The sequence below is a fragment of the Duganella sp. GW821-FHT01E12 genome, from assembly GCF_059422325.1.
This window is the reverse complement of sequence record NZ_JBWKWR010000001.1, coordinates 454,027-478,314: the sequence shown is the minus strand read 5'-3', so window position 1 is coordinate 478,314 and position 24,288 is coordinate 454,027. Positions and strand designations below refer to the sequence as shown.

Sequence of the window (24,288 nt, the reverse complement as noted above, 5' to 3'; positions counted from 1 at the left end):
GCCTCGGTTATGGCTGTCTGCGAATACTGCAGCACCAGCGTGCTCAAGGACGCCGACTCGGTCAAGGGCCTGGGCAAGATGTCGTCCGTGCTGGAGGACTACTCGCCAATCCAGATCGGCACCGCCGGCGTGTTGGGCAAGCGCCAGTTCACGGTGGTCGGCCGCATCCAGCTGCGCTACTCGGCCGGCATGTGGAACGAGTGGTATCTGCTGTTCGACGACGGCGTGACCTCGTGGCTGGGCGATTCGTCCGGCATGTACACTGTCACCGCCGAATTCAAGATCGATCCCCAGGCCTCGGCGGCGCTGCCGGCGTTCGAGCAGCTGCAGCCCGGCCGCAATTACCCGATCAACGGCGCGCCCTACACCGCCGCCGAAATCCGCACCGCCGATTGCATAGGCGGCCAGGGCGAGCTGCCGTTCAAGGTAGGCGAAGGCTATCAGGCCAGGGTAGCCGACTTCCGGCGCGGCGTGGAGTTCATCACGCTCGATTATTCGGATTCGCCGCGCCCGGTGGTCTACACCGGCCTGGCCGTCACGCTCGAGAGCATGAAGTGCCAGCTGCTGCGAGACGACGACACCATCCAGCGCGCGGCCGGACGCTATCGCGGCAAGCTCGACGCACTCGACTGCCCGTCCTGCGGCAGCGGCATCAAGTACATCCCCGGCGTGACGGCCACGCTGGTATGCCCGGCCTGCCACGCGCAGATCGACGCCGCCAGCCCGAAGGCCGAGGTGCTGGCCGCCGGCGAGCGCGTGGCCGCCGTGCCGATGACGATAGAACTGGGCGCGACCGCCAAAATCAACAACCAGGACTTCACCATCATCGGCATGATGCGCCGCGCCGACGACGAGGGCACGCAGTGGAACGAGTACCTGATGTACGGCACCCGCGCCGGCTTCTCGTGGCTGGTGGAGACGGACGAAGGCTGGTCCGGTTCGAACGTGCTGGCCGAGTGGCCGGTGGCGTACGCGCCCGGCGCGCCGACGGTGACTGTGGATAAGTCGCAGTTTTCCCGCCTGTACGACTACGGCTCGGTGGTGACCTTCGCCGCCGGCGCCTTCAACTGGCGGGTGGCGGCGGGCGACCGCACGCGGGTGGAGGAATATGCCGCCTGCCAGATCCGGCTGGCGGCCGAAAGCACGGACCAGGAAATGACGTGGTCGCGCTCGTCGCCGGTGTCGGCCGACCAGCTCAAGGCCTGGTTCGGCGACAAGTTCAAGGGCCGCGTGGGTGCGCAGGCTAAGGCCAAGGGCGGCAATCGCCGCTACCGCGACACCGCCAAGTACATCATCTGGTTCATGTTGGCGATTAACGCGATACCGCTGCTGATGAACTTCTCCGGCACCTGGTTCCTCAGCCTGCTCGGCGCGGCGGCGATCTACCTGCCCGCCTGGTTTATGGACAACGAGGACAACTCATGAGCAAATTCTTCATCTACGCGGTCATTGTTTCCGTGGTCACCTCGGGCAGCAGCTGGATGCGCGCGATGAGCGGCGGCAGCAACTACGGCAGCAGCTACCGGGGCAGCACCTGGAGTTCCAACACCGGCGGCGGCGGCGGCAGCTACGGCGGCGGTTCCGGCGGCGGAGGCCACAAGTGAAACGCGAAGCGCTCCCGAACGCGGCGGCCGTGCACCAACCGGCCGGCACGCATCTGCTGGCCGACCTGGGCGGCATCGCCGCCGAAAAATTGAGCAATTGCGCGGAGCTGGAAGCGTTGCTGCGCGCGGCGGCCGAGGCGGCGCATGCGCGCGTGCTGTTCAGTCACTTCCACGGCTTCGGGGAGGGATTGGGCGTGACCGGCGTGGTGCTGCTGGCGGAATCGCACATCTCGATCCACACCTGGCCCGAATGCGGCTTCGCCGCCGCCGACATCTTCATGTGCGGCAGCGCGCAGCCTCGGTTGGCGCTCGCCATTCTCGAAACGGCCTTGCAGCCCGCGTCCAGCCAGGTCAACACCGTGCGGCGCGCGCCTCCCGCGATCAGTTGACCCTGGCGGCGCTCTGGCTGGGCGACATCAATTTCAGCGGCACGTCGTCAACCGGTACGTTGGCCGTAACGGGAGACGCCGTGTGTACCGTCACGACGATGCTCGGCGGATAATTGAAGCCGGCGCCGGTATTGCGATCGACGATGTAGCCGATGCCCCCACCCACAAGGATATTGGCCCACACCGCGCCGTTCGCCTTGGACTCTGCCGTGGCGTTACCAACGTAAGCGTCCTTTTTGCAGTCGACCGCCAGGTCACCCGTGCTCTTGTGGACCATCACGCTTGCCGGACTGGTCACGAACCAGCTGCCGGCATCGTTGCTCAGTGTGCAGCCCAGGCCGGCAATTTCCCGGCTGTCGAAAATCGTAGTCACGGCCACCGGCTGCATCTTTTCGCCTACCACCGTCGCGCAGCCTGTCATCGCCAAGACGCCAGCCAAAACGAGTATTTTCTTCATTTATTTTTCCTGGTGGACTTATTGTCCATCAAATTATCACTCAGGAAATAGAAGATAACAATATGCAACGAACACGGGACGGCCAATTGCTGGCCGTCCCGGACAAAAAACTACAGGTTATACGTCTCGTTCAGTCAGTTCGCCTTGACGGCGCTTTCGTTTGCCGACACCGGCTTGAGCGGTGCATTGGCAGGAATGCCGGCGGTGTCGAGCTGGCGCAGCGTCACGACGATGGTCGGCGGGTAGTCGAAACCTGCTCCGGTATTGCGGTCGACGATGTAGCCTATGCCGCCGCCCAGCAGGATATTGCCCCACACCGCACCATTCGATTTGGACACGGCCGTGGCCGTGCCGGCGTAGGAATCCTTCTTGCAATCAATCGCCAGATCGCCCGTGCTCTTATGCACGGTCACGCTTGCCGGGCTGGTCAGGAACCAGCTTCCGGCATCGTTCGTCAACGTGCATCCCAAGCCGGCGATTTCCTTGTTATCGAAAATCGTGGTCACAGACACCGGCTGCATCTTTTCGCCAGCCACCGATGCGCAACCGGTCACTGCCACGACGCCCAGCAAGGCGAGTATTCTTTTCATGTATTTCCCCTAGTGGATTATGTTTTTATACTTTTGCCTGAGACAAAAGTTGCAACACAATACGGGGTTATTGCCATTGCAAAACTAACAAAATGTCACACTGGAAAAATATGGTGAGACCAAGCAACAGTTAGGCGGCGGCTTGGGCGGCGGCCAGTTCGCCGTCCTTGGCATTGGCTGCGGCAAACGCAGGCCGGCTCGTGACGCGCGCCACGTACTGCTCGATCACGGGCAGCTTGGGCAGCAGGTCGTAGGCGCCCATCCAGCCCAGCGACGAGGCCCACAACACGTCGGCCGCGCTGAACTGTTCGCCCAGCAGGTACGGCCCCTTGGACAGCTGTTCGACGAAGGTGTTGAACATGGTGTCGAAATCGCCGTAGGGGCAGGACGCCTTGTCGGCCGGCGTGTTCTTCATCCACTTGTCGACGATGGCCGGCTCGAAGCAGCTGCCGTAGAAGGCCATCCAGCGCAGGTAGGGCCCGCGCAGCGGATCGCCCGGCGGCGGCGCCAGTTTGGCGTCCGGGAACAGGTCGGCCAGGTACAGGTAGATCGCCACCTGCTCGGTGACAATGGCGTCGCCGTGGCGGATCGCCGGCACCTTGCCCATCGGGTTGATGGCCAGGTAGGCCGCCGCGCGGTTCTCGCCCTGCTTCATGTTCATCACCTGCAGCGCGTAGGGCGCGTGCAGTTCTTCCAGCAAGGTCATCACGCCCGTGGAGCGCGAATACGGGCAGTGGTACAAGGTCAGTTGGGTTGCCATGGTGTTACTCCTGTCGATGGTGAAGAGACGCCACGATATCTCTTGCTATGATGGCGGTCTTGTAAAAACGCGAACCCCATCATGCAAACCGTGACGAGCCGGCCCAAAGGCGTGGTCAATCCCGCCGCTGCGGAGAAAGCCTTCCGCCTGGAACGCTACCTGCCGCCGCCGGACCTGGCGCCGTTCGTCGAATACTTCTGGCTGGTCGCGTGGAAGTTGCCGGAGGGCGTGGTCCATGTGCAGCGCACCCTGCCCTCGCCCTGCATCCACCTGGTGTTCGACGCCGGCCGCACGGCGGTGTTCGGCGTGATGACGGGGGCTTTCGAATACACGCTCAGGGACAGCGGCCGCATCCTCGGCGTGCGCTTTCTTCCGGGCGCCTTCCGCTGCTTCCTGAAGCAGCCGGTACAGTCCGCGACGAACCGCGAATTGCCGCTGTCGTCGCTGTTCGATTGCGACGACGCCGAGGCCGAACGCAGCGTGCTGGCGGCGGCCGACGATGCCGGCATGGTGGAGGCGGCCAGCGCCATCCTGCGCCGCGCCTTGCCCGCGCCCGATCCGCAGACCGCGCGCATCGCGCAGATCCTGGACGCGGTGCAGCAGCATCCCGACATCACGCAGGTGCGGCAGCTGGCCGATCACACCGGCATCGGCGTGCGCAGCCTGCAGATGCTGTTCAAGGAATACGTGGGCGCCACGCCGAAATGGGTGATACGCCGCAACCGCCTGCTGGACGCGGCCGACCAGCTGTCGCACGGCAGCGATGTCGACCTGGCCGCGCTGGCGCAGGCACTGGGCTATTACGACCAGGCCCACTTCACCACCGATTTCGAAAAACTGGTCGGCAAGCCGCCGGCCGACTACCGCCGCAGTTGCAAGGAGCAGAGATGAGCCGTCGTTTCAAGCAGGTCGATGTTTTCACCAGCGCACCGTTCATGGGCAATCCGCTGGCGGTGATCCTGGACGCGGAGGGACTGAGCGGCGAGCAGATGCAAGCCATCGCCCGCTGGACCAATCTGTCCGAAACCACCTTCGTGCTGCCGGCCACCGATCCGGCCGCCGATTACCGGGTGCGCATCTTCACCACGGCGGAGGAATTTCCGTTTGCCGGCCATCCCACGCTGGGCACGGCCCACGCGCTGCTGGAGGCGGGACTGCGGCCCAGGACGCCAGGCTTGCTGGTGCAGGAATGCGGCGTCGGCCTGGTACCGCTGCGCATCGGCGACGGCGGCAGCCTGGCGTTCCGCGCCCCGCCGGCCACGCACGCCGCGCTGGACGCCGGACTGACGCCGCTGCTGTGCGCGGCGCTGGGCGCCGACGCGCTGGCCGAGGACGCGCCGCCGGTGGTGGTCGACATGGGCATACGCTGGCTGGTCGCTCGGCTCGACACGGCGGCCGACTGCCTGGCGCTGAGCTGCAACGCCGCCGCCTTGAGCGAGCTGACGCAACGCGCCGGCATCAACGGCGTCGCGGCGTATGGTCCGCATCCGTCGGGCGGCCCGGCGGACTACGAAGTGCGCGCAGTGTGTGTGGAGAACAGCGTGATGATCGAAGACCCGGTCACCGGCAGCGCCAACGCCTGCATCGCCCGTCTGCTGGGCGGCGGCCGGGACTACACCGTCCGCCAAGGCACCGCGCTCGGCCGCGACGGCCGCGTCGCCGTCCGCTACCTCGACGGCGAGCCATGGATAGGCGGCCACAGCGTCACCATCATTGACGGCGCCATCGTCCGATGAGACACTGTGCGCCTAACCCACCCACAGGAGACCATAAAATGCGCCAAGTAGATACTGCCCTCCTGGCGGCTGCCTGATTACGTCGGGACTCCCCTCCGTAGTGTGTTGATCCGCGCGTTCTCGCGCAGCTGACTTCCCGTATTCGCCACCCATTCGCCCAGTCGCGAAGGGTATTGCTCGCCTTACCGGAATCAGGAAACACACACACCATGATCGACATCGATTTTGAATCGCTGCGCCTTATCGGCTTAACGCAAACCATCGCCAGCCAGCTCCACCTGCTGCACGACGCCCCGGCCAACGCCCGGCTGGTGCGCATCACCGAAATCCAGCGCGACTGGCTCACCGTCCACGACGGCCACGAGGAGTTCCGCGCCCGCGTGCTGCCGGCGCTGCACGACGCCGCGCTGGCGGTCGGCGACTGGGTGCTCAGCACTACGCTGGCCCACGACGAACGCTGGCTCGGCGCGCTGCTGCCGCCCACCACCCACATCGCCCGGCGCGGCAACGACGGCCAGCATCACAGCCTGGCGAGCAACGTCGACACGGCACTACTGGTGATGGGGCTGGACCACGACTTCAATCCGCGCCGGCTGGAACGCTACCTCGCCATCGTCAAGACGGCCGGCGTGGAGCCGGTGGTGGTGATGAGCAAGGCCGACATCGGCGACGAGGTGGAACAGCGCATGGCGCTGCTGCGCCAGCGCCTGCCCGCCAGCATTCCGCTGCTGGCCGTGAACACGCTCAGCGACGATGCCGCGACGCAGCTGGCGCCGTGGCTGGGCGCCGGCCAGACGCTGGTGTTGCTGGGCTCCTCGGGCGCCGGCAAGTCGACGCTGACCAACACGCTGACGCAGGCCGGCCAGCAGACCGGCGGCGTGCGCAAGGGAGACGGGCGCGGGCGGCACACGACGACGTCGCGTTCGCTGCACCGTTGCGCCGGCGGCGCCTGCATCATCGACACGCCGGGCCTGCGCAGCTGGCAGCCCGACGCCGACGAGGCCAGCCTGACGGCCGCGTTCGAGGACATCGACGCGCTGGCGGCGCACTGCCAGTTCCGCGACTGCCGCCATGCCGGCGAGCCCGGCTGCGCGGTGCGCGGCGCAGTGGATGAGGACCGTCTGCTGAACTACCACAAGCTGCTGCGCGAAGCGCGCCGCAGCCAGCAAACGCCGCTGGACCGCATCGCCGAGGTCGCCAAGTGGAAAGTGATGCAACGCGCCGCCGTCGCCCGCTCGAAGGACAAGTTCGGCAAGCGATAGCAAGGCTTGGCTGTGCCGTCGGCTACGACGCCACCGACGGCGCATCAGGCTGGCGGTACTGACCGGCGTCCGATGCGGTCGCTCAGAATGCCGAGGATGGGCATGGTCAGCCCGATACCGACCGCGCCCAGCAGTGCGCGATTCATGGGGCCTTTGCATGAAGTAGCCGCCAATTGTATGGTGACCAAGCGTGAACGGCTATGGCCGCTGTCACAACCTCGCGACGTCGGAGTGGATGTCAACGCTACGAAAGGTATTACTTACTGGACCTACCAATATAAAACAGTTATCAAAAGATGACGATGCTATATTCGCACTCGGTGTTTCCTCAAATTTTAAGAAATGTCCTGAGTTATGAAACTATTCGCCGTTTTCGCCGTACTGGCGATTTGCGTTTCGCCTTTAAGCTTGGCTCAGGTAGAAAAAAAACCCACCATCGAACCAGGTATCTATGAACCGAAGGCTCCCTTTGAGAACATAAAGCAGCGGTTTTACGTTCGCGAACGTGAGCGGCCGCTACTAGACGCCATTATGGATGCAAGTACGTCCATCACTTTTTTTTTAATCGATGTAACCAATGCCTCATCGGCCAAATCGGAGTCTTCCATACGTCAGGTTTTAGGCGAGGCACGGAATGACTTACGTTTGCCGCCAATTGCTACTTTTGATAAAACAAATCGATATGTCGGCTTAACTCTCTACTGTTGGAAGAGCACAGAAAAAAATAGCTTAGAGTTTTTGATCGAGTGGGCGGATATCACAACTAACGCACGCTACACCGATTCCTACATATTTGTTCGACGAGGGCCTTCGTGGTATTTTGAAAGGCATGGAAGTACGCCTGCTTGGCACTGGACACAAACCGAGCGCTATTTTCAACGTGCTTGTCCATCAATTCCCACTGAGTGAATCGAATGTTTTGGGCTCGCCCAGCTTCTTCGTGTTCAGGTTCCGCCATCGGTGTCAAAAAGCGCGGCGATTACGGCGCTGGAAATCGCCGAACCGTGTGCCGACCGGCACTCGCCGTTTCGCCGCCTCCCCGCGCACTGATTGAGCTGAAACGCTAACTCGCTGCAGCGGGCTTGCGCATCAACACCGGCAGGCACAGCACATACAGGCCGGCGCCGATCAGCCACACCAGGCCGGGGAAGCGGCCGCGCGACATGAAGTAGATCGTGCTGATCGCCACCGGGCCGATCACCGTCGCCAGGCTGGCGGTGCTGGCCAGCACGCCTTGCAGTTTTCCCTGCTGCGCCGGGCCCACGCTGGCCGACACCAGCGATTGCAAGGCCGGCGCGCCAATGCCGCCCAGGCAGAACAAGGGCATCAGCGCGAACGCCATCCAGCCCTGGTTGGCCAGCGCGATCAGGATATAGGCGCTGCTGTCGGCCGCGACGCCCACCATCAGCGCGCGCCGTTCGCCCCAGCGCTCCGCGATCGGCCCCACCACGAACGCCTGCGCCAGCGCGTGAAACGCGCCGAAGCCGGCCAGCGAGATGCCGATGGTCAGCGAGTCCCAGGCGAACTTGTCCTCGCCGTACAGCACCCAGACGGTGCCGCCGATTTCGCCGATCAACACCAGCACGCCGGACGCGCCTATCAACGGCAGCAACGATTTGAAGCTGGCCGCCCAGCGCAGATTGGCCAGCGGATTGTAGGACATGCGCTCCGCAGCAGCCGCCTCGCCGGCGCGCGCCGTGTGCGATTCGCGCACCAGCAGCAAGGTCAGCACCAGGTTGACGGCGTTCATCGCCGCGGCCGCCAGGAAAGGCGCCCTCACCCACCAGCCGCCCAGCAGGCCGCCGATCACCGGGCCGATGATGAAGCCGATGCCGAAACAGGCGCCCAGCTGGCCGTAGCGGCGCGAGCGCTGGTCTTCCGGCGTCACGTCGGCGATGTAGGCCGACGTCACCGCCATGCTGGCGCCGGTGATGCCGGCGATCGCGCGGCCCACGAACAGCAAGGCCAGCGTCGGCGCCAGCGCCATGAACAGGTAGTCGACCACGGTGCCGGCCAGCGACAGCAGCAACACCGGCCGGCGGCCGATGCGGTCGCTCAGCACGCCGAGGATGGGCGAGAAGATGAACTGCATCAGCGCGTACAGGCCGGTGAAGGCGCCGAAGCGCCAGCCCAGCTCGGACGTGTGGCCGACGTCGCGCATCAGTTGCGGAATGATGGGCATGGTCAGCCCGATGCCGATGGCACTCAGGACGACGGTGGCAAGTATGGTCAGCAGCGCTCGGTTCATCTGGCTCTTTTCAGAAAGTAGCCGTCGATTGTAGGACGATCAAATCCTCGCTGCTGTGCCCGCTATCACAATGTGCTTGCCTCTGCGGGCGCGATCGGCGCCGGTTGAACGCGCCAGGCGGCCAGCGCAACGGCGCTCAACGCGGCGCCGGCCAGCGACACGCCGCTCCATCCGGCGCGGGCGTAGACGTAGGTGGACAGCATCGAGCCGCAGGCGCCGCCGATGAAATAGCAGCTCATGTAGCAGGCCGTGAGGCGGCTTCCGGCGTCCGGACGCAGCTGGTTGATGACGCTGAGGTTCATCACGTGGATCGCCTGCGCCATCAGGTCGAGCACCAGGATGCCAAGCAAGAGTGCGGCGACGGACGTGCTGGCGGCGGCCAACGGCAGCCACGACAGCAGCAGCAGGCCCAGTCCGACGCTGGTGACCAGGCCGGCCTTGCCGCGATCGGCCCAGCGTCCCACCGGGGAGGCAGCCAGCGCGCCCGCCGCTCCCACCAGCCCGAACAGGCCGATCGTGCCGTCGTCGTAATGGAAGGGTTCGGCCGCCAGCAGAAAGGACAGCGAAGTCCACAGCACGCTGAAGACGCAGAACACCACCGCGCCCAGGAAGGCGCGGATGCGCAGCACCGGCTCTTCCACGAACAGGGTCAGCGTCGACGCCAGCAGGCGCGGATAGCTCAGCCTCGCCGACTGGCGATGCCGGGGCAGCGCCCGGCCGAGCGCGAACGCCGTCGCGACCATCATGGCGGCGCCGAACCAGTACACCGCCTGCCAGCCGGCGGCGGCAGACAAATAACCGGCGACGGTTCGCGCCAGCAGAATGCCGAGCAGCAGGCCGCTCATCACATTGCCGACGATCCGGCCGCGCTCCTCCGGCGCGGCCAGCGTCGCCGCGAACGGCACCAGGATTTGCGCCAGCACCGAAAACAGGCCGGTGACCAGCGTGCCGGCCAGCACCAGCGCCAGGCTGTTGGCGAGCGCCGTCAGCACCAACCCTGCCGCGGACAACAGCGCCATGACGACCACGAGCCGCTTGCGTTCGAACAGGTCGGCCAGCGGCACCAGCAGCATCAGGCCCAGGGCATAGCCGAGCTGGGCGGCGGTGACGATGCATCCGGCGCTGGCGTTGGAGATGCCCAGTTGGGCGGCGATGGTGTGCAGCAGCGGCTGCGCGTAATAGTTGCTGGCCACGGCGACGCCGGTGGCCGCGGACATCAGAACCATGAGGCCTGTGCCGAGCTGGTGGGATGGGGTGCTGGCCACGGGCGGGCGCCTTTCGGAGAGGTGGCCCACGCCTGCGCTGGCGTGGGCCGGGCTTGCATCAGTAAGGCTTGTTCGGCAGGAACTTGCCGTTCAGGGTGATCACGGCGCGCTTGCCGCCTTCCGGATCGTCCTCGGTCTTGAAGTCCAGCTTGAAGTTGATCGCGCTGATGATGCCGTCGCCGAGCTCTTCGTGCACCAGCGCCTTCAGGGTCGTGCCATAGATCTGCACCATTTCGTAGAAACGATAGATCGTCGGATCAGTGGGTATGCCGCCGGGGATGCTGCCGCGCAGGGGGATGGCTTGCAGCTGCGCGGCGTCGGCCTGGTCCAGGCCCAGGCGTTGGCACACCAGCTCGGCCGCGTCCTTGCTCAGCGTGTGCTGGCCCAGCAGCGCGGCGGTCACGTAAGGGACGCTCAGTCCGCTGCCGGCGGCGATCTCTTTCCAGGACAGGTCTTTCAGCGCCTTGGCGGCCAGCACGCGATAGGTGACTTCGAGGCGGGGATCTTGAAATACGTTCGACTGTTGCATGGTGATTTCCTTTATCAACGGGGTGGGTGGATGGTTAAGCGGCCAGGGCGCCGTGCTTCGCTTGCGTCGCCTGGGTGTGTGGATGGTCGGCCAGCGAGACGAAGCTGTTGGTCTCGCCGTCCAGCGCCACGATGGAACCTGTTTCGATGTCGTAGACCCAGCCGTGCAGGTTCAGGCGGCCCTGCTCCAGCGCCAGCGCCACCGAGGGATGGGTGCGGATGTTGACCAGCTGGGCGATGACGTTTTCGCGCACCATGGAGTTGAGCCGCGCGGCCGGCGAGACATGGGTGCGCGAGGCATTGACCACCTTGGCCGAGTCCGCATGACGCAGCCAGCTGGCGACGGCCGGCAAGTGATCCAGGCATTTGCAGCTGGAGATGGCCGTCATCGCGCCGCAGTCCGAGTGGCCGCAGACGACGATATCGGTCACGCCCAGCACCGCGACTGCGTACTCGACCGTGGCAGTCACGCCGCCCGGTTCGGAGCTGTAGGAAGGCACGATATTGCCGGCATTGCGGATGACGAAGATGTCGCCGGGATCCTGCTGGGTCAGCAGCTCCGGCACGACGCGGCTGTCCGAACAGGTGATGAACAGCGCGCTCGGGCTTTGGGTGGTGGCCAGCTCCTTGAACAGCGACGACAGCGCGGGGAAGGCGTGCTGTTGGAACTTGATGACTCCGTCGACGATGGACTTCATGGCGTTTCTCCTTGTGTGATGAGGCAGTGACGTCATGATGAGGCGGCGGAGCTATTACGTCCAAGACTCATATACAATGAAGTCCATAACCAATGCCTATAGTTTCAAGCCATGCAACTACGCCATATCCGCTACCTGCTCGCCGTGGTGGAGCACAAGAATTTCACCCGCGCGGCCGAGGTGCTGCATGTGTCGCAGCCGACCTTGTCGCAGCAGATCCGGCAGCTTGAGGAGTCGCTGGGCGCGCAGCTGCTGGACCGTACCGGGCGGACGGTGCGGCCGACCGACGCCGGAACAGCTTATATCGAATACGCGCGCAGGGCGTTGCGGGAACTTCAAGCGGGACAGCGCGCCATCCACGACGTCCACGACCTGTCGCGCGGCGTGCTGCGGCTGGCGATGACGCCGACGTTCACCGCCTATCTGGTGGGGCCGGTGATCGAGCGCTTCAACGCCCGCCATCCCGGCATCGCCATCGACATCCGCGAGATGGCGCTGGACGCGATCGAATCCGCGCTGGCCGAGGATGAGGTCGATCTGGCCATCGCCTTCAGCTCGGTGCGCTCGGCGGAGCTCGATTGCCGCGCGCTGTTCATCGAGAAGCTCAGCGTGGTGGTGGGCGCGGGCCATCCGTTCGCCGCGCGCGCGGACGGCATCGCACCGGCCGACCTGGCGGCCGCGCCGCTGGCGCTGTTGACCGCCGACTTCGCCACCCGCATGCATGTGGATGCGTATTTCCAGGCGCAGGGCATACGGCCGAGGATAGCCGTGGAAGCCAACACGATCAGCGGGATAGTCGAGATTGTTCGGCGGGGCAGCATCGCGACGATACTGCCGGACGCCATCGCGCGCGAGCACGAGGCGCTGCAGGCGATAGCGCTGACGCCGGCCTTCGCGCATCGCGGCGTCGCGCTGCTGAGCCGCAAAGGCGCCTACCAAAGCGCGGCCGCCACCGCCTTCGCGGAACTGCTGGCGGCCATGGTCGCGGAGGCCTGAAATGAAAACGGCCCGGTCGAAAACTCGACCGGGCCGCAGAGGCAGTAGGCTGCCTGTGATGCTGTGCGTTGCTTAGTGCTTGGCGCGCAGTTTGGCGATCGCCGCCAGCTGGCCGATGGCCGCCGCCAGTTCGGCTTGCGCTTTCGCGTAGTCGATCCCGGAGGTGTTGTTCGCCAGCGCTTCTTCGGCACGTTTCTTGGCCGCGGCCGCTTTGGCCTCGTCCAGATCCTTGCCGCGAATCGCGGTATCCGCCAGCACCGTCACGGCGCCCGGCTGCACTTCCAGCAGGCCGCCCGCGACGAAGACAAATTCTTCCTCGGCTTGACCTGGTACCTGGATGCGCACCGCGCCCGGACGGATGCGGGTGATCAGCGGCGTGTGCTTGGGATAGATCCCCAGCTCGCCCTGCTCGCCCGGCAACGCGACGAATTCGGCTTCGCCCGAGTAGATCAACTCCTCGGCGGAAACCACGTCAACGTGAATAGTGTTTGCCATGTGTGTCCTGTCGGTGTGATGCGGCCCCGCTTGCACAGGGCCGCGCTCAAAGCTCAACGATTAGTTGAGTTTCTTGGCTTTTTCGATTGCTTCGTCGATCGTGCCAACCATGTAGAACGCTTGTTCTGGCAGGTGATCGAGTTCGCCGGAAGCGATCATTTTGAAGCCCTTGATCGTGTCTTTCAGCGAAACGTATTTACCTGGCGAACCGGTAAACACTTCAGCAACGTGGAACGGCTGCGACAGGAAACGCTGCATCTTACGTGCGCGTGCCACCAGCAGCTTGTCTTCCGGCGCCAGTTCGTCCATGCCCAGAATCGCGATGATGTCGCGCAGTTCCTTGTAGCGCTGCAGGGTGCCCTGAACGGCGCGCGCGGTGTCGTAGTGCTCCTGGCCGACGACCAGCGGGTCCAGCTGGCGCGAGGTCGAGTCCAGCGGGTCCACCGCAGGGTAGATACCCAGCGAGGCGATGTCACGCGACAGCACGACGGTCGAATCCAGGTGACCGAAGGTGGTCGCTGGCGATGGGTCGGTCAAGTCATCCGCTGGAACGTAGACGGCCTGGATCGAGGTGATCGAACCGGTCTTGGTCGAGGTGATGCGCTCTTGCAGACGGCCCATTTCTTCGGCCAGGGTAGGCTGGTAACCCACTGCGGAAGGCATACGGCCCAGCAGTGCGGACACTTCGGTACCGGCCAGCGTGAAGCGGTAGATGTTATCGACGAAGAACAGCACGTCCTTGCCTTCGTCACGGAACGATTCCGCGATGGTCAGGCCGGTCAGCGCGACGCGCAGACGGTTGCCTGGTGGTTCGTTCATCTGACCGTAGACCATGGCCACTTTGGAGTTGGCCGGGTTTTCCAGGTCGACCACTTTGGCGTCAGCCATTTCGTGGTAGAAGTCGTTACCTTCGCGGGTACGCTCACCAACGCCGGCGAACACGGACAGACCCGAGTGCGCTTTGGCGATGTTGTTGATCAGTTCCATCATGTTCACGGTCTTGCCCACACCTGCACCGCCGAACAGACCGACCTTACCGCCCTTGGCGAACGGGCAAACCAGGTCGATCACCTTGATGCCGGTTTCCAGCAGATCCTGCGATGGCGACAGTTCGTCGTAGGCAGGAGGAGTGCGGTGGATCGAGGCGATCTGGTCGTGAGCGACCGGGCCGCATTCGTCGATCGGGTTGCCCAGCACGTCCATGATGCGACCCAGGGTAGCTTTACCCACTGGCACCATGATCGGCTTGCCGGTGTTCTGGATCATCATGCCGCGACGCAGACCGTCCGACGAGCCCAGAGCAATGGTACGGACCACGCCGTCGCCCAGCTGTTGTTGTACTTCCAGGGTCAGCTCGGAGCCTTCCATTTTCAAGGCATCAAATACCTTAGGCATCGCGTTGCGTGGAAACTCTACGTCCACCACAGCGCCGATACACTGAACGATTTTGCCATCAGCCATGTTCGTTCCTTCAAATATAGTTAAATTCGTTTAAACCGCTGCCGCACCGGCGACGATTTCGGAGAGTTCTTTGGTAATCGCAGCTTGACGGGTCTTGTTGTAAATCAGCTTCAATTCGCCGATCACGTTACCGGCGTTGTCGCTTGCCGATTTCATCGCCACCATGCGCGCCGATTGCTCGGACGCCAGGTTTTCCGCCACGGACTGGTACACCAGCGCTTCTACATAGCGCTCCAGCAGCTCATCAATCACGGTCGCAGCGTCTGGCTCGTAGATGTAATCCCAGTTGTGATTACCTGCGTCAGCCTGCGTCTTGGCCGCTGGCAGTGGCAGCAACTGCTCCACTACCGGCTCTTGCTTCATCGTGTTAATGAACTTGGTGTAGCACAGGTAGACTGCGTCGATCTCGCCGTTCTGGAACTTCTCCAACATGACCTTGACCGGCCCGATCAGTTTTTCCAGGTGCGGCGTATCGCCGATCTGCGTTACTTGCGCAACGACAGGGACGCCTACGCGATTCAAAAAGCCCAAACCTTTGTTACCGATGGCTACCGCGGCAATCTTGTTGCCGGCTGCTTCCAGCTCCCGGGTTTTGGCCGTCACCATGCGCAGGATGTTGGTGTTCATGCCGCCGCACAGACCTTTGTCGGTGGTGACGATCACGAAGCCTATGGCCTTCGCCTTGTCCTGCTGCTCTTCAGCCAGGAACGGGTGGGTGTATTCCGGGTTAGCGGTAGCCAGATTAGCGGCGATATTGCGAATCTTTTCACTGTAGGGACGGGCGGCGCGCATGCGATCCTGCGCTTTGCGCATTTTCGATGCGGCGACCATTTCCATCGCCTTGGTGATCTTCTTCGTATTCTCTACGCTCTTGATCTTGCCACGTATCTCTTTGCCTACTGCCATGAGTCCTTACTCCTTCTGCGCGTAAGGCGCCCCTCGCGGGGCGCCGTTGTGCTTAAAATGCGCCGGATTTTTTGAAGTCAGCAATGGCCGCCGACAGCGTTGCTTCGCCATCTTTGTCCAGTTGCTTCGACGATTCAATCTTGGACATCAGGTCAGCTTGCTTGGTCTTCAGGTATGCATGCAGACCAGCTTCGAACGGCAGCACTTTCTTGACCGGCACGTCGTCCAGGTAGCCCTTGTTCACTGCGAACAGCGAAGCGGCCATCATGGAGATCGACAGTGGCGAGTACTGAGCCTGCTTCAGCAGTTCGGTCACGCGGGCGCCGCGGTCCAGCTGCTTGCGGGTCGATTCGTCCAGGTCGGAAGCGAACTGCGCGAACGCAGCCAGTTCACGGTACTGCGCCAAGTCGGTACGGATACCGCCGGACAGGTTTTTGATGACCTTGGTCTGAGCGGCGCCACCGACGCGCGACACCGAGATACCGGCGTTGATCGCAGGACGGATGCCCGAGTTGAACAGCGAGGTTTCCAGGAAGATCTGACCGTCGGTGATCGAAATCACGTTGGTTGGCACGAACGCCGAAACGTCGCCCGCCTGGGTTTCAATGATAGGCAGTGCGGTCAGCGAGCCGGTCTTGCCCTTGACTGCGCCGCCGGTGAAGGCTTCGACGTAGTCGGCGTTGACGCGTGCTGCGCGTTCCAGCAGACGGGAGTGCAGGTAGAACACGTCGCCTGGGTAGGCTTCGCGGCCTGGTGGGCGGCGCAGCAGCAGGGAAATCTGACGGTAGGCCACGGCTTGCTTGGACAGGTCGTCGTACACGATCAGCGCGTCTTCGCCGCGGTCGCGGAAGTATTCGCCCATGGTGCAGCCCGAGTAGGCCGAGATGTACTGCATCGCTGCCGATTCGGCGGCCGATGCGGCCACAACGATGGTGTACTCCATCGCGCCGTGCTGTTCCAGCGAACGCACGATGTTCTTGATCGTCGAGGCTTTCTGACCGATAGCCACGTAGATGCAGGTCATGCCCTGGCCTTTTTGGTTGATGATCGCATCAACCGCCACGGCGGACTTACCGGTTTGACGGTCGCCGATGATCAGCTCGCGCTGGCCGCGGCCAATTGGTACCATCGCGTCGATCGACTTCAGACCGGTCTGCATAGGCTGCGAGACGGACTCACGGGCGATAACGCCTGGAGCGATCTTTTCGATTGGCGAGGTCAGCTTGGCGTCGATGGCGCCTTTGCCGTCGATCGGCTGGCCCAGGGCGTTGACCACGCGGCCACGCAGTTCAGGACCGACCGGCACTTCCAGGATGCGGCCGGTGCACTTGACCGTGTCGCCTTCGGAGATGTGCTCGTAAGCACCCAGGATCACGGCGCCGACGGAGTCACGCTCCAGGTTCATCGCCAGGCCGAAGGTGTTACCAGGGAATTCCAGCATTTCGCCCTGCATCACTTCGGACAGGCCGTGGATGCGGACGATACCGTCGGCGACGGAAATAACCGTGCCTTGGTTGCGTACTTCAGCGCCGCCATCAAGGCCTTGGATACGGCTCTTGATCAGCTCGCTGATTTCAGATGGGTTGAGTTGCATACTAACTCCTAAAAGTGTTTCTCTCAGCTTGCGCGAGATGAAGAATCTGTTCTAAGCGACGCTTATGCGACCAGTGCGACACGCATTTGCTGCAGCTTGGCGCGTACCGAAGTGTCCAGCACTTCATCGCCAACGACCACGCGCACGCCACCGATCAACGCTGGGTCCACGGTGACAACCGGGTTCAGCTTGCGGCTGAATTTCTTTTCCAGCGTGGCGACCAGCTCGCTCACTTGAGCCGAGCTCAGGTCGAAGGCGCTGGTGATGTCGGCGTCTGCCGCACCTTCCTGGGCGTTTTTCAACGCCTGGAATTGCGCGCCGATTTCCGGCAGCAGACTGATGCGGCCGTTGTCGACCAGCATCGCCAGGAAGTTTTTCGCTTCCGTGTTCAGCGGCGACTTGACCAGTGCCGTGATGGCGGCGCTCACATCGCTAGCCGAAGCTTTCGGGTTGCGGGCGAATGCTTGCACCTCGGGGTGGGCACCGATCTGGGCCAGTTCGGCCACCAGTTCGGACCACGCCGCGAGGTTGAACGATTCCTTACCTGCTTGGGCTACGCGGAACAAAGCTTCCGCGTAGGGACGGGCGACGGTTGCGTTTTCTGCCATGATTACAGCTCGACAGACAGGCGCGACAACAGATCGGCGTGGGCCGAGGCGTTGACTTCGCGCTTGAGGATTTGCTCGGCGCCCTTCACAGCCAGGTCAGCCACCTGAGCGCGCAGCGCTTCGCGCGCCTTGGCCACTTGCTGATCGGCGTCGGCCTTGGCTTGCGCAATGATGCGGTCGGCTTCAGCTTGTGCATTTGCTTTGATTTCTTCCGCCACCAGTTGCGCGCGCTTTTCAGCGTCGGCAACGCGTTGCGAAGCTTCTTCGCGTGCACCAGCCAGCGCTTCGCTGGCGCGCTTCTCAGCAACGACCATCGCCTGCTGGCCCTGGTCGGCCGCAGCCAGACCGTCAGCGATACGCTTGGCACGCTCATCCAACGCTGCATTCAGCGAAGGAAATACGAACTTCATCGAAACCCAGACCAACACCGCGAAGGTGATCATCTGACCGATGAGAGACATATTGATGTCCATACCTTTGCTCCTAACTAAAAGTTTCTCCTAGAAGGGAGCGAATTAATGTGCCGCCAGAACAGCTGCCAGGAACGGGTTGCTGAAGGTGTACAGCAGGGCAACGCCGACGCCGATCATCGAGATCGCATCCAGCAGACCGGCGATAACGAACAGCTTGGTTTGCAGTTGTGGCATCAGTTCTGGTTGACGAGCCGAAGCTTCCAGGAATTTGCCGCCCAGAATTGCGAAACCGAGTGCGGTGCCGATAGCGGCCAGGCCGATGATGATAGCGGCTGCCAGAACGGTCATGCTTTGTACTTGTGCGATCAGAGCTTGCATTGAATTTCTCCTAAGATTTTAAAAAAGACTACGATACTGAAAGTTAAAAACGATTTTGTTGCTTAGTGCTTCTCAACCGCGAGGCTCAGGTACACGACAGTCAACGCCATAAACACAAACGCTTGCAGGGTCACCACCAGGATGTGGAAGATAACCCAAGGACCACCCAGCAGCCACTGCGCCCACCATGGCAGCAGAGCGATCAGAATGAACAGCAGCTCGCCGGCATACATATTGCCGAAGAGTCGCAGCGACAGCGACAGTGGCTTGGCCAGCAACTCGATCATCTGGAAGATGAAGTTGACCGGGGCCAGCACGACAGCCATGAAGCCATGGGCGTGGAACGGCGCGGTCAGCAACTCTTTACCCCAGCCGCCGAGACCTTTGGCTTTGATCGAGAAACCAATAATGCACAGCATGACGCCGAACGACATGCCGAAAGTGTGGTTGACGTCCGCGGTCGGCACGACGCGCAGCTTGTGGACGCCAGCGTAGCCAAGCAGCTTAGGCAGCAGATCGACCGGCAGGAAGTCCATCGCGTTCATCAGCCAAACCCAGCAGAAGATCGTGATGGCCAGCGGCGCGATGACCTTGCTCTTGGCGTGGAATGCGGAATTGACGACTTCGTTGACCAGCTCCATGACGGCTTCGACGAAGTTTTGCAGCTTGCCCGGCACGCCGGCGGTCGCGCGGCGCGAGGCCAGGTAGAACACACCGAGGAAAATCAAGCCCAGAATGGCCGAAACCCAGAACGTGTCCAGGTTAAAGGCGCCATCCGCAGACTTCAGATGCGACAGGTGGTGCTGAATGTACTCGATGGAGGTGGGCGCTTCGTGTGCCCCTACAGCGTTTTCTGTGGTCATAAAAGTAGTAGATTTTGGTGATTAAATTGCGAGCAGTGAAAACCAATAAGCTAAGGTTGCCACCGCGAAACCCAAGATCAGCCATAACCAAGAGGCCGACTGAAACAGCGCCAGTGCCAACACAAACAGCACTACCGTGATAAATATTTTTACAACTTCGGCGCGTACATGCGACCGGAAAGCTTTTTTGGCGTCATTTGTTCCGCCCGCAACAATCATCGCGTACATCAGACTCCCGATGACTGCGATTGCTCCGCCATAGGCGGCCGACCAAGCTTTGAGCACTCCGCCCAAGTTCCAGGCGAGCAAGGCGAATCCAGTGGCGATAGCTAACTGGAGGGCGACGACTTTAAAAATCGGCTTGGAAATACTCGTCGAATCATTCATCTGGCGAGCTCCCGAAAAGCCGATAAAACCCAAAGACACGGGATTATATGTGTCTTTACTGTATCACGTCAAACATTGCTGCACCGCAGCAGAGCAATTGGTGCACGAAAGCGACGCTTTTATAAACAATTCCGCGCCGGTTGCACCAAGTTGGAACCAGTTAAGCGTTTTCGTTTTTCAGGAGAATTTTGGGGTCAAGTCTGACATTCGGACACGAACTCGGCCGTAGACTGTCGTTACGGCAGAGGCCGTGTCCGAATGTCAGACTTGACCCCAATTTTATTAGGCGCGCAGGCGGGCCAGGACGCCGTCGAGGATGTCGAGGTCGGCGAAGGCGATGATCATCTGGCCGCGGCCCTTGCTGCCCATCTTGAATACGACCGGCGTGGCCAGCTTGTCCGACAATTCTTCTTCCAGGCGGACGATGTCGCCGGATTTCTCTTTTTGACGCGCTTCGGCCGGCGGCGCTTTTTGATCTTCCAGCGTTTTTGCCACCAACTTTTCAGTTTCACGCACGGATAACCGTTTGGCGATGACCATGTTGGCCAGGTTGATCTGGGTCGCGGCGTCGACCGACAGCAAGGCGCGCGCGTGGCCCATGTCGATGTCGCCGGCCATCAGCATGGTCTGGACCGCGTTGGCCAGGTTCATCAGGCGCAGCAGGTTGGAGACGGCGCTGCGCGAACGGCCCACGGCCGTGGCCGCCTGCTCGTGCGTGAAACTGAAGTCGGTGATCAGGCGGTGGATGCCCTGCGCCTCTTCCAGCGGATTCAAATCCTCGCGCTGCATGTTCTCGATCAGGGCCATCGCGGCGGCGGCCTGGTCGTCGACGTCGCGCACCAAAACAGGGAGCACTTCCAGGCCGGCGATTTGCGCGGCGCGGAAGCGGCGTTCGCCGGCGATGATCTCGTACTTGGTGGCGCCGGTCAGCTTGTCGGTGCCGACCGGGCGGACCAGGATGGGCTGCATGATGCCCTGGGTCTTGATCGATGCGGCCAGCTCCTGCAGGCCGCCCTCGTCCATCCGGGTGCGCGGCTGGTACTTGCCGGCCTGCATCTGCGCGACCGGCAGTTCGGACGGCGTGTTCGCGTCCGGGGTGGTGATGTCGCCGTCGCCGCCGAGCAGCGCTTCCAGGCCGCGACCCAGGCCTTTGAGTTTTTTGGTTGCCATGTGATTGCCTTACATTTTCTTGATGCGCTTGACCATCTCGGCGCCGAAGGCGATGTACGCCTGCGCTCCCTTGGAGGATGGATCGAAGGTGACGCCCGGCAGGCCGTACGACGGCGCTTCGGCCAGGCGCACGTTGCGGGGGATGATGGTTTTGAAGACCTTGTCGCCGAAGTGCTGCTCCAGCTGGGCCGATACTTGCTGCGACAGCGTCATGCGCGGATCGAACATCACGCGCAGCAGGCCGATGATCTTCAGGTCCGGGTTCAGGTTGGCGTGCACCTTCTTGATCGTGTTGACCAAGTCGGACAGCCCTTCCAGCGCGTAGTACTCGCACTGCATCGGGATGATGACGCCGTGCGCGGCGCACAGGCCGTTCAGGGTCAGCATCGACAGCGCGGGCGGGCAGTCGATCAGGATGAAGTCGTACTCCTTGTCGACCAGGGCCAGCGCATCCTTCAGGCGGCGCTCGCGGTTGTCCAGCGAGACCATCTCCACCTCGGCGCCGGCCAGCTCGCGGTTGGAGGGCAGGACGTCGAACTGTCCCGGCTCCGAACGCTGGCGCGCGGTGGCCACGTCGGATTCGCCCAGCATCACCTCATAGGTCGATGCAGGCAGGCCCGCCTTGTTGATGCCCGCGCCCATCGTGGCGTTGCCTTGCGGGTCCAGGTCGACCAGCAATACCCGCTGGCCCAGCTTTGCCAATCCGGCGGCCAGGTTTACCGTCGTGGTGGTTTTCCCCACACCACCCTTTTGATTCGCTACGCAAAAAATTTTCGCCATGTATTTCTTTGTGTTGTGCTTCTTAATTATTTATACTATTAAAACGATATAAACGATTTATACTGTTTATACAGAATAAACGGTATAAACCATTTATATCGTATAAATCATTTACTTGGTTTCGGCTTGAATGAAGACCAGGTGGCGCTCCGCGTCCAGCCCCGGCACTTCCAAAGGTTCCAGTTTCTGCACTTTCCATGGCTCCGGCAGCCGCTCCCGCTCCTCCGCCGGCGCCGTCCCTTTCAGGGCGATGAATCGCCCGCCCTCCTGCAGCAGGTGCCCGGACCAGTTGACGAAGTCGGACAGGTCGGCAAACGCCCGCGAGGTGATGACATCGAACTTGGTCTTCACTTCCAGCTGCTCCACGCGCTTGGTGTACACCGTCACGTTGGCCAGGCCCAGCTCCGCCTTCACCTGGTTCAGGAAGGCGGTCTTCTTGTGCACCGTGTCGATCATCGACACCTTCATGTCCGGACGGCTGATCGCCAGCACCATGCCCGGCAAGCCGCCCCCTGCCCCCACGTCCAGCACGTTCTGCGCGCCGGCGAAGGCGGGCACCGCCGCCAGCGAATCGAGCACGTGCAGGGTGACCATCTGCATCGGATCGCGCACCGAGGTCAGGTTGTACACCGCGTTCCACTTGTTCAGCAGCGCCAGGTAGTCCAGCAATTTCTCCACCTGATCGTCGCCGAGGTCCAGCTTCAGACTGTTGATACCTTGTTTTAAAACATCCGCAATGGCTACACGGTCAAACACCTTCATTGAACAGCCTCATCTTTTTGATTCAAAAAACCGCCGAAACCGGCCTTCTTCAGGTGCACCAGCAGCAGCGAGATCGCCGCCGGCGTCACGCCGGAGATGCGCGATGCCTGGCCCAGCGTTTCCGGGCGCTGCGCGTGCAGCTTCTGGCGCACTTCCACCGACAGCGCGGTGATGTCCAGGTAGCTGAAACCTTCCGGCAATTTCAGGTTTTCGTAGTGCTCGTGGCGCTCGACTTCCTTGGTCTGGCGGTCGATATAGCCCGAATATTTGAGCTGGATTTCCACCTGTTCGCGCACCGCTTCGTCGCTCACGCCGGGGCCGGCCAGCTCGCGGCCGTCGATGCCGGACAGGCTCATCAGCTTGCCGTAATCGACGCCGGGACGGGCCAGCAGATTGGCCAGCGAGTACTCGCGCTCGATCGCCTGGCCGATGACGCGCTCGGATTCGGCCGCCTCCAGGATGCGCGGATTCACCCACGTGGAACGCAGGCGCTCCAGCTCGCGGGCGACGGCTTCGCGCTTGGTCTCGAAGGCTTCCCACTGGGCGTCGCCGACGCAGCCCAGCTTGCGGCCGATCTCGGTCAGGCGCATGTCGGCGTTGTCTTCTCGCAGGCTCAGGCGGTACTCGGCGCGGCTGGTGAACATGCGGTACGGCTCCATCACGCCCTGCGTGACCAGGTCGTCGACCATCACGCCCAGGTAGGCTTCGGAACGGGCCGGCGTCCAGGCTTCGCGGCCCTGGGTTTGCAGCGCGGCGTTGATGCCGGCCAGCATGCCCTGCGCGGCCGCTTCCTCGTAGCCGGTGGTGCCGTTGATCTGGCCGGCGAAGTACAGGCCGCCGATGGCCTTGGTTTCCAGCGAGGCCTTGAGGCCGCGCGGGTCGAAATAATCGTATTCGATGGCATAGCCGGGGCGCAGGATGTGGGCGTTTTCCATGCCCTTCATCGAGCGCACCAGGTTGATTTGCACGTCGAACGGCAGGCTGGTGGAGATGCCGTTTGGATAGAATTCGTTGGTCGTCAGGCCTTCCGGCTCCAGGAAAATCTGGTGCGATTCCTTGGCCGAGAAGCGGTGGATCTTGTCTTCGATCGACGGGCAGTAGCGCGGGCCGACGCCTTCGATGACGCCGGTGTACATCGGGCTGCGGTCCAGGCCGGCACGGATGATGTCGTGGGTCTGGGTGTTGGTGTGCGTAACCCAGCACGGCATCTGCTCGGGGTGCATGGCGGCGTTGCCCATCACCGAGAATACCGGCACCGGATCGAGGTCGCCGGGCTGTTCGGTCATCAGCGAGAAGTCGATGCTGCGGCCGTCGATGCGCGGCGGCGTGCCGGTCTTCAGGCGGCCTTGCGGCAGCTTCAGTTCCTTCAGGCGGGCAGACAGCGAGATGGCCGGCGGATCGCCGGCGCGGCCGGCCGAGTAGTTCTGCAGGCCGACGTGGATCTTGCCGTCCAGGAAAGTGCCGGCGGTCAGCACCACGGCCGGCGCCAGGAACTGCAGGCCGATCTGGGTGACGGCGCCAATCACGCGCTCGCCCTCCACCATCAGGTCGTCCACGGCCTGCTGGAACAGCCACAGGTTGGGCTGGTTTTCCAGGCGCGAACGGATGGCCTGCTTGTACAGGATGCGGTCGGCCTGGGCACGGGTGGCGCGCACGGCCGGGCCTTTGGACGAATTCAGGATACGGAACTGGATGCCCGACTCATCGGTGGCGATGGCCATGGCGCCGCCCATGGCGTCGACTTCCTTGACCAGGTGGCCTTTGCCGATGCCGCCGATGGAGGGATTGCACGACATCTGGCCCAGCGTCTCAATGTTATGCGTGAGCAGCAGAGTCTTCTGGCCCATGCGGGCCGAAGCGAGGGCGGCCTCGGTGCCGGCGTGACCACCACCGACGACGATGACGTCGAATTTTGTAGGAAATAGCATGTTGGAATTG

The 24,288-nt window shown here is 62.6% G+C and carries 27 protein-coding genes and 1 pseudogene; 8 read left to right on the top strand and 20 right to left on the bottom strand.

What is annotated here, in order from left to right:
* Window positions 1-9: 9 nt before the first annotated feature.
* From AC07WS_RS01935 to speD, 3 genes are read left to right on the top strand one after another with little or no spacing between them, the layout of a single operon-like run.
* On the top strand, window positions 10-1,425 hold the full coding sequence (locus tag AC07WS_RS01935; RefSeq protein WP_494727462.1) for a DUF4178 domain-containing protein: 1,416 nt from the start codon (window positions 10-12) through the stop codon (window positions 1,423-1,425).
* The gene (locus tag AC07WS_RS01930; RefSeq protein ID WP_494727461.1) at window positions 1,422-1,604 is read left to right on the top strand and encodes a hypothetical protein; all 183 of its coding nucleotides are present in this window, start codon (window positions 1,422-1,424) and stop codon (window positions 1,602-1,604) included. Before AC07WS_RS01935 ends, AC07WS_RS01930 begins: the two co-directional genes overlap by 4 nt.
* Window positions 1,601-1,993, top strand: coding sequence for an adenosylmethionine decarboxylase (speD, locus tag AC07WS_RS01925; protein ID WP_494727460.1), 393 nt, complete (start codon window positions 1,601-1,603; stop codon window positions 1,991-1,993). The genes AC07WS_RS01930 and speD overlap by 4 nt, the downstream gene beginning before the upstream one ends.
* Here speD and AC07WS_RS01920 read toward each other — a convergent pair.
* From AC07WS_RS01920 to AC07WS_RS01910, 3 genes are all read right to left on the bottom strand, one after another.
* Complete coding sequence (locus tag AC07WS_RS01920) at window positions 1,986-2,450, bottom strand: hypothetical protein (RefSeq protein ID WP_494727459.1); 465 nt, start codon at window positions 2,448-2,450, stop codon at window positions 1,986-1,988. The genes speD and AC07WS_RS01920 overlap by 8 nt on opposite strands.
* A gap of 134 nt (window positions 2,451-2,584) precedes the next feature.
* Window positions 2,585-3,040: a hypothetical protein gene (locus AC07WS_RS01915; RefSeq protein ID WP_494727458.1), complete on the bottom strand. Its 456-nt coding sequence runs from the start codon at window positions 3,038-3,040 to the stop codon at window positions 2,585-2,587.
* 130 nt (window positions 3,041-3,170) lie between these two features.
* Window positions 3,171-3,800 carry a glutathione S-transferase family protein gene (locus AC07WS_RS01910; RefSeq protein WP_494727457.1) on the bottom strand — a complete coding sequence of 210 codons (630 nt, stop codon included), beginning with the start codon at window positions 3,798-3,800 and terminating at the stop codon, window positions 3,171-3,173.
* An 81-nt stretch (window positions 3,801-3,881) separates the two neighbouring features.
* Between AC07WS_RS01910 and AC07WS_RS01905 the strand changes: the two genes are divergently transcribed.
* The 4 genes from AC07WS_RS01905 (at window position 3,882) to AC07WS_RS01890 (ending at window position 7,707) form a co-directional block, all read left to right on the top strand.
* A complete protein-coding gene (locus AC07WS_RS01905; RefSeq protein ID WP_494727456.1) occupies window positions 3,882-4,691 on the top strand; it encodes an AraC family transcriptional regulator in 810 nt (269 codons plus the stop codon).
* The gene (locus AC07WS_RS01900) at window positions 4,688-5,536 is read left to right on the top strand and encodes a PhzF family phenazine biosynthesis protein (RefSeq protein ID WP_494727455.1); all 849 of its coding nucleotides are present in this window, start codon (window positions 4,688-4,690) and stop codon (window positions 5,534-5,536) included. The genes AC07WS_RS01905 and AC07WS_RS01900 overlap by 4 nt, the downstream gene beginning before the upstream one ends.
* A 209-nt stretch (window positions 5,537-5,745) precedes the next feature.
* Window positions 5,746-6,798: a ribosome small subunit-dependent GTPase A gene (gene rsgA, locus AC07WS_RS01895; RefSeq protein WP_494727454.1), complete on the top strand. Its 1,053-nt coding sequence runs from the start codon at window positions 5,746-5,748 to the stop codon at window positions 6,796-6,798.
* Window positions 6,799-7,152: 354 nt separating this feature from the next.
* On the top strand, window positions 7,153-7,707 hold the full coding sequence (locus tag AC07WS_RS01890) for a hypothetical protein (RefSeq protein WP_494727453.1): 555 nt from the start codon (window positions 7,153-7,155) through the stop codon (window positions 7,705-7,707).
* 154 nt (window positions 7,708-7,861) lie between these two features.
* Here the strand turns inward: AC07WS_RS01890 and tet are convergent.
* The 4 genes and pseudogenes from tet to AC07WS_RS01870 all read right to left on the bottom strand — a co-directional run.
* Window positions 7,862-9,061 (bottom strand): annotated as a pseudogene (tet, locus tag AC07WS_RS01885) (Tet(A)/Tet(B)/Tet(C) family tetracycline efflux MFS transporter); the annotation flags it as partial.
* Window positions 9,062-9,111: 50 nt separating this feature from the next.
* Window positions 9,112-10,272 carry an MFS transporter gene (locus AC07WS_RS01880; protein ID WP_494727452.1) on the bottom strand — a complete coding sequence of 387 codons (1,161 nt, stop codon included), beginning with the start codon at window positions 10,270-10,272 and terminating at the stop codon, window positions 9,112-9,114.
* Between the two features lie 97 nt (window positions 10,273-10,369).
* On the bottom strand, window positions 10,370-10,840 hold the full coding sequence (gene cynS, locus AC07WS_RS01875) for a cyanase (protein ID WP_494727451.1): 471 nt from the start codon (window positions 10,838-10,840) through the stop codon (window positions 10,370-10,372).
* 34 nt (window positions 10,841-10,874) lie between these two features.
* A complete protein-coding gene (locus AC07WS_RS01870; protein ID WP_494727450.1) occupies window positions 10,875-11,537 on the bottom strand; it encodes a carbonic anhydrase in 663 nt (220 codons plus the stop codon).
* A gap of 111 nt (window positions 11,538-11,648) precedes the next feature.
* On the opposite strand from AC07WS_RS01870, the gene cynR reads away from it, so the two are divergent.
* On the top strand, window positions 11,649-12,533 hold the full coding sequence (gene cynR, locus AC07WS_RS01865; protein WP_494727449.1) for a transcriptional regulator CynR: 885 nt from the start codon (window positions 11,649-11,651) through the stop codon (window positions 12,531-12,533).
* 72 nt (window positions 12,534-12,605) lie between these two features.
* Here the strand turns inward: cynR and AC07WS_RS01860 are convergent, their stop codons facing one another.
* The 13 genes from AC07WS_RS01860 to mnmG all read right to left on the bottom strand — a co-directional run bounded on the left by AC07WS_RS01860 (window position 12,606) and on the right by mnmG (window position 24,278).
* Window positions 12,606-13,028: a F0F1 ATP synthase subunit epsilon gene (locus AC07WS_RS01860; RefSeq protein ID WP_008443442.1), complete on the bottom strand. Its 423-nt coding sequence runs from the start codon at window positions 13,026-13,028 to the stop codon at window positions 12,606-12,608.
* A gap of 60 nt (window positions 13,029-13,088) precedes the next feature.
* Window positions 13,089-14,489: a F0F1 ATP synthase subunit beta gene (gene atpD, locus AC07WS_RS01855; protein WP_152807971.1), complete on the bottom strand. Its 1,401-nt coding sequence runs from the start codon at window positions 14,487-14,489 to the stop codon at window positions 13,089-13,091.
* A gap of 30 nt (window positions 14,490-14,519) precedes the next feature.
* Window positions 14,520-15,395 carry a F0F1 ATP synthase subunit gamma gene (atpG, locus tag AC07WS_RS01850; protein WP_494727448.1) on the bottom strand — a complete coding sequence of 292 codons (876 nt, stop codon included), beginning with the start codon at window positions 15,393-15,395 and terminating at the stop codon, window positions 14,520-14,522.
* 52 nt (window positions 15,396-15,447) lie between these two features.
* A complete protein-coding gene (gene atpA, locus AC07WS_RS01845) occupies window positions 15,448-16,989 on the bottom strand; it encodes a F0F1 ATP synthase subunit alpha (protein ID WP_494727447.1) in 1,542 nt (513 codons plus the stop codon).
* Window positions 16,990-17,051: 62 nt separating this feature from the next.
* Window positions 17,052-17,597 carry a F0F1 ATP synthase subunit delta gene (locus tag AC07WS_RS01840; RefSeq protein ID WP_494727446.1) on the bottom strand — a complete coding sequence of 182 codons (546 nt, stop codon included), beginning with the start codon at window positions 17,595-17,597 and terminating at the stop codon, window positions 17,052-17,054.
* Between the two features lie 2 nt (window positions 17,598-17,599).
* Window positions 17,600-18,070 (bottom strand): F0F1 ATP synthase subunit B, encoded by a 471-nt coding sequence (locus tag AC07WS_RS01835; protein ID WP_161095164.1) that lies wholly within the window; start codon window positions 18,068-18,070, stop codon window positions 17,600-17,602.
* A gap of 42 nt (window positions 18,071-18,112) precedes the next feature.
* Window positions 18,113-18,388: a F0F1 ATP synthase subunit C gene (atpE, locus tag AC07WS_RS01830; protein ID WP_008443432.1), complete on the bottom strand. Its 276-nt coding sequence runs from the start codon at window positions 18,386-18,388 to the stop codon at window positions 18,113-18,115.
* Window positions 18,389-18,450: 62 nt separating this feature from the next.
* Entirely contained in the window at window positions 18,451-19,251 is an 801-nt protein-coding gene (gene atpB / locus AC07WS_RS01825; RefSeq protein WP_494727445.1) for a F0F1 ATP synthase subunit A, read from the bottom strand.
* A gap of 21 nt (window positions 19,252-19,272) precedes the next feature.
* Complete coding sequence (locus AC07WS_RS01820) at window positions 19,273-19,638, bottom strand: ATP synthase subunit I (RefSeq protein ID WP_494727444.1); 366 nt, start codon at window positions 19,636-19,638, stop codon at window positions 19,273-19,275.
* Between the two features lie 282 nt (window positions 19,639-19,920).
* A complete protein-coding gene (locus tag AC07WS_RS01815) occupies window positions 19,921-20,808 on the bottom strand; it encodes a ParB/RepB/Spo0J family partition protein (protein WP_494727443.1) in 888 nt (295 codons plus the stop codon).
* Window positions 20,809-20,817: 9 nt separating this feature from the next.
* Window positions 20,818-21,588, bottom strand: coding sequence for a ParA family protein (locus AC07WS_RS01810; RefSeq protein ID WP_494727442.1), 771 nt, complete (start codon window positions 21,586-21,588; stop codon window positions 20,818-20,820).
* Between the two features lie 111 nt (window positions 21,589-21,699).
* A complete protein-coding gene (gene rsmG, locus AC07WS_RS01805; protein WP_176361574.1) occupies window positions 21,700-22,350 on the bottom strand; it encodes a 16S rRNA (guanine(527)-N(7))-methyltransferase RsmG in 651 nt (216 codons plus the stop codon).
* The gene (mnmG, locus tag AC07WS_RS01800) at window positions 22,347-24,278 is read right to left on the bottom strand and encodes a tRNA uridine-5-carboxymethylaminomethyl(34) synthesis enzyme MnmG (RefSeq protein ID WP_494727441.1); all 1,932 of its coding nucleotides are present in this window, start codon (window positions 24,276-24,278) and stop codon (window positions 22,347-22,349) included. The genes rsmG and mnmG overlap by 4 nt, the downstream gene beginning before the upstream one ends.
* Window positions 24,279-24,288: the final 10 nt, after the last annotated feature.

Coding starts and splice junctions, on each gene's coding strand:
- AC07WS_RS01930 (WP_494727461.1), top strand. CDS start 1,422: ATGAGCAAATTCTTCATCTACGCGGTCATTGTTTCCGTGGTCACCTCG.
- AC07WS_RS01910 (WP_494727457.1), bottom strand. CDS start 3,800: ATGGCAACCCAACTGACCTTGTACCACTGCCCGTATTCGCGCTCCACG.
- cynS (WP_494727451.1), bottom strand. CDS start 10,840: ATGCAACAGTCGAACGTATTTCAAGATCCCCGCCTCGAAGTCACCTAT.
- AC07WS_RS01900 (WP_494727455.1), top strand. CDS start 4,688: ATGAGCCGTCGTTTCAAGCAGGTCGATGTTTTCACCAGCGCACCGTTC.
- atpA (WP_494727447.1), bottom strand. CDS start 16,989: ATGCAACTCAACCCATCTGAAATCAGCGAGCTGATCAAGAGCCGTATC.
- AC07WS_RS01890 (WP_494727453.1), top strand. CDS start 7,153: ATGAAACTATTCGCCGTTTTCGCCGTACTGGCGATTTGCGTTTCGCCT.
- AC07WS_RS01870 (WP_494727450.1), bottom strand. CDS start 11,537: ATGAAGTCCATCGTCGACGGAGTCATCAAGTTCCAACAGCACGCCTTC.
- AC07WS_RS01880 (WP_494727452.1), bottom strand. CDS start 10,272: ATGGTTCTGATGTCCGCGGCCACCGGCGTCGCCGTGGCCAGCAACTAT.
- AC07WS_RS01920 (WP_494727459.1), bottom strand. CDS start 2,450: ATGAAGAAAATACTCGTTTTGGCTGGCGTCTTGGCGATGACAGGCTGC.
- AC07WS_RS01915 (WP_494727458.1), bottom strand. CDS start 3,040: ATGAAAAGAATACTCGCCTTGCTGGGCGTCGTGGCAGTGACCGGTTGC.
- atpE (WP_008443432.1), bottom strand. CDS start 18,388: ATGCAAGCTCTGATCGCACAAGTACAAAGCATGACCGTTCTGGCAGCC.
- AC07WS_RS01860 (WP_008443442.1), bottom strand. CDS start 13,028: ATGGCAAACACTATTCACGTTGACGTGGTTTCCGCCGAGGAGTTGATC.
- AC07WS_RS01835 (WP_161095164.1), bottom strand. CDS start 18,070: ATGGACATCAATATGTCTCTCATCGGTCAGATGATCACCTTCGCGGTG.
- AC07WS_RS01840 (WP_494727446.1), bottom strand. CDS start 17,597: ATGGCAGAAAACGCAACCGTCGCCCGTCCCTACGCGGAAGCTTTGTTC.
- AC07WS_RS01810 (WP_494727442.1), bottom strand. CDS start 21,588: ATGGCGAAAATTTTTTGCGTAGCGAATCAAAAGGGTGGTGTGGGGAAA.
- cynR (WP_494727449.1), top strand. CDS start 11,649: ATGCAACTACGCCATATCCGCTACCTGCTCGCCGTGGTGGAGCACAAG.
- atpB (WP_494727445.1), bottom strand. CDS start 19,251: ATGACCACAGAAAACGCTGTAGGGGCACACGAAGCGCCCACCTCCATC.
- AC07WS_RS01815 (WP_494727443.1), bottom strand. CDS start 20,808: ATGGCAACCAAAAAACTCAAAGGCCTGGGTCGCGGCCTGGAAGCGCTG.
- AC07WS_RS01905 (WP_494727456.1), top strand. CDS start 3,882: ATGCAAACCGTGACGAGCCGGCCCAAAGGCGTGGTCAATCCCGCCGCT.
- AC07WS_RS01820 (WP_494727444.1), bottom strand. CDS start 19,638: ATGAATGATTCGACGAGTATTTCCAAGCCGATTTTTAAAGTCGTCGCC.
- rsgA (WP_494727454.1), top strand. CDS start 5,746: ATGATCGACATCGATTTTGAATCGCTGCGCCTTATCGGCTTAACGCAA.
- mnmG (WP_494727441.1), bottom strand. CDS start 24,278: ATGCTATTTCCTACAAAATTCGACGTCATCGTCGTCGGTGGTGGTCAC.
- atpG (WP_494727448.1), bottom strand. CDS start 15,395: ATGGCAGTAGGCAAAGAGATACGTGGCAAGATCAAGAGCGTAGAGAAT.
- AC07WS_RS01935 (WP_494727462.1), top strand. CDS start 10: ATGGCTGTCTGCGAATACTGCAGCACCAGCGTGCTCAAGGACGCCGAC.
- atpD (WP_152807971.1), bottom strand. CDS start 14,489: ATGGCTGATGGCAAAATCGTTCAGTGTATCGGCGCTGTGGTGGACGTA.
- rsmG (WP_176361574.1), bottom strand. CDS start 22,350: ATGAAGGTGTTTGACCGTGTAGCCATTGCGGATGTTTTAAAACAAGGT.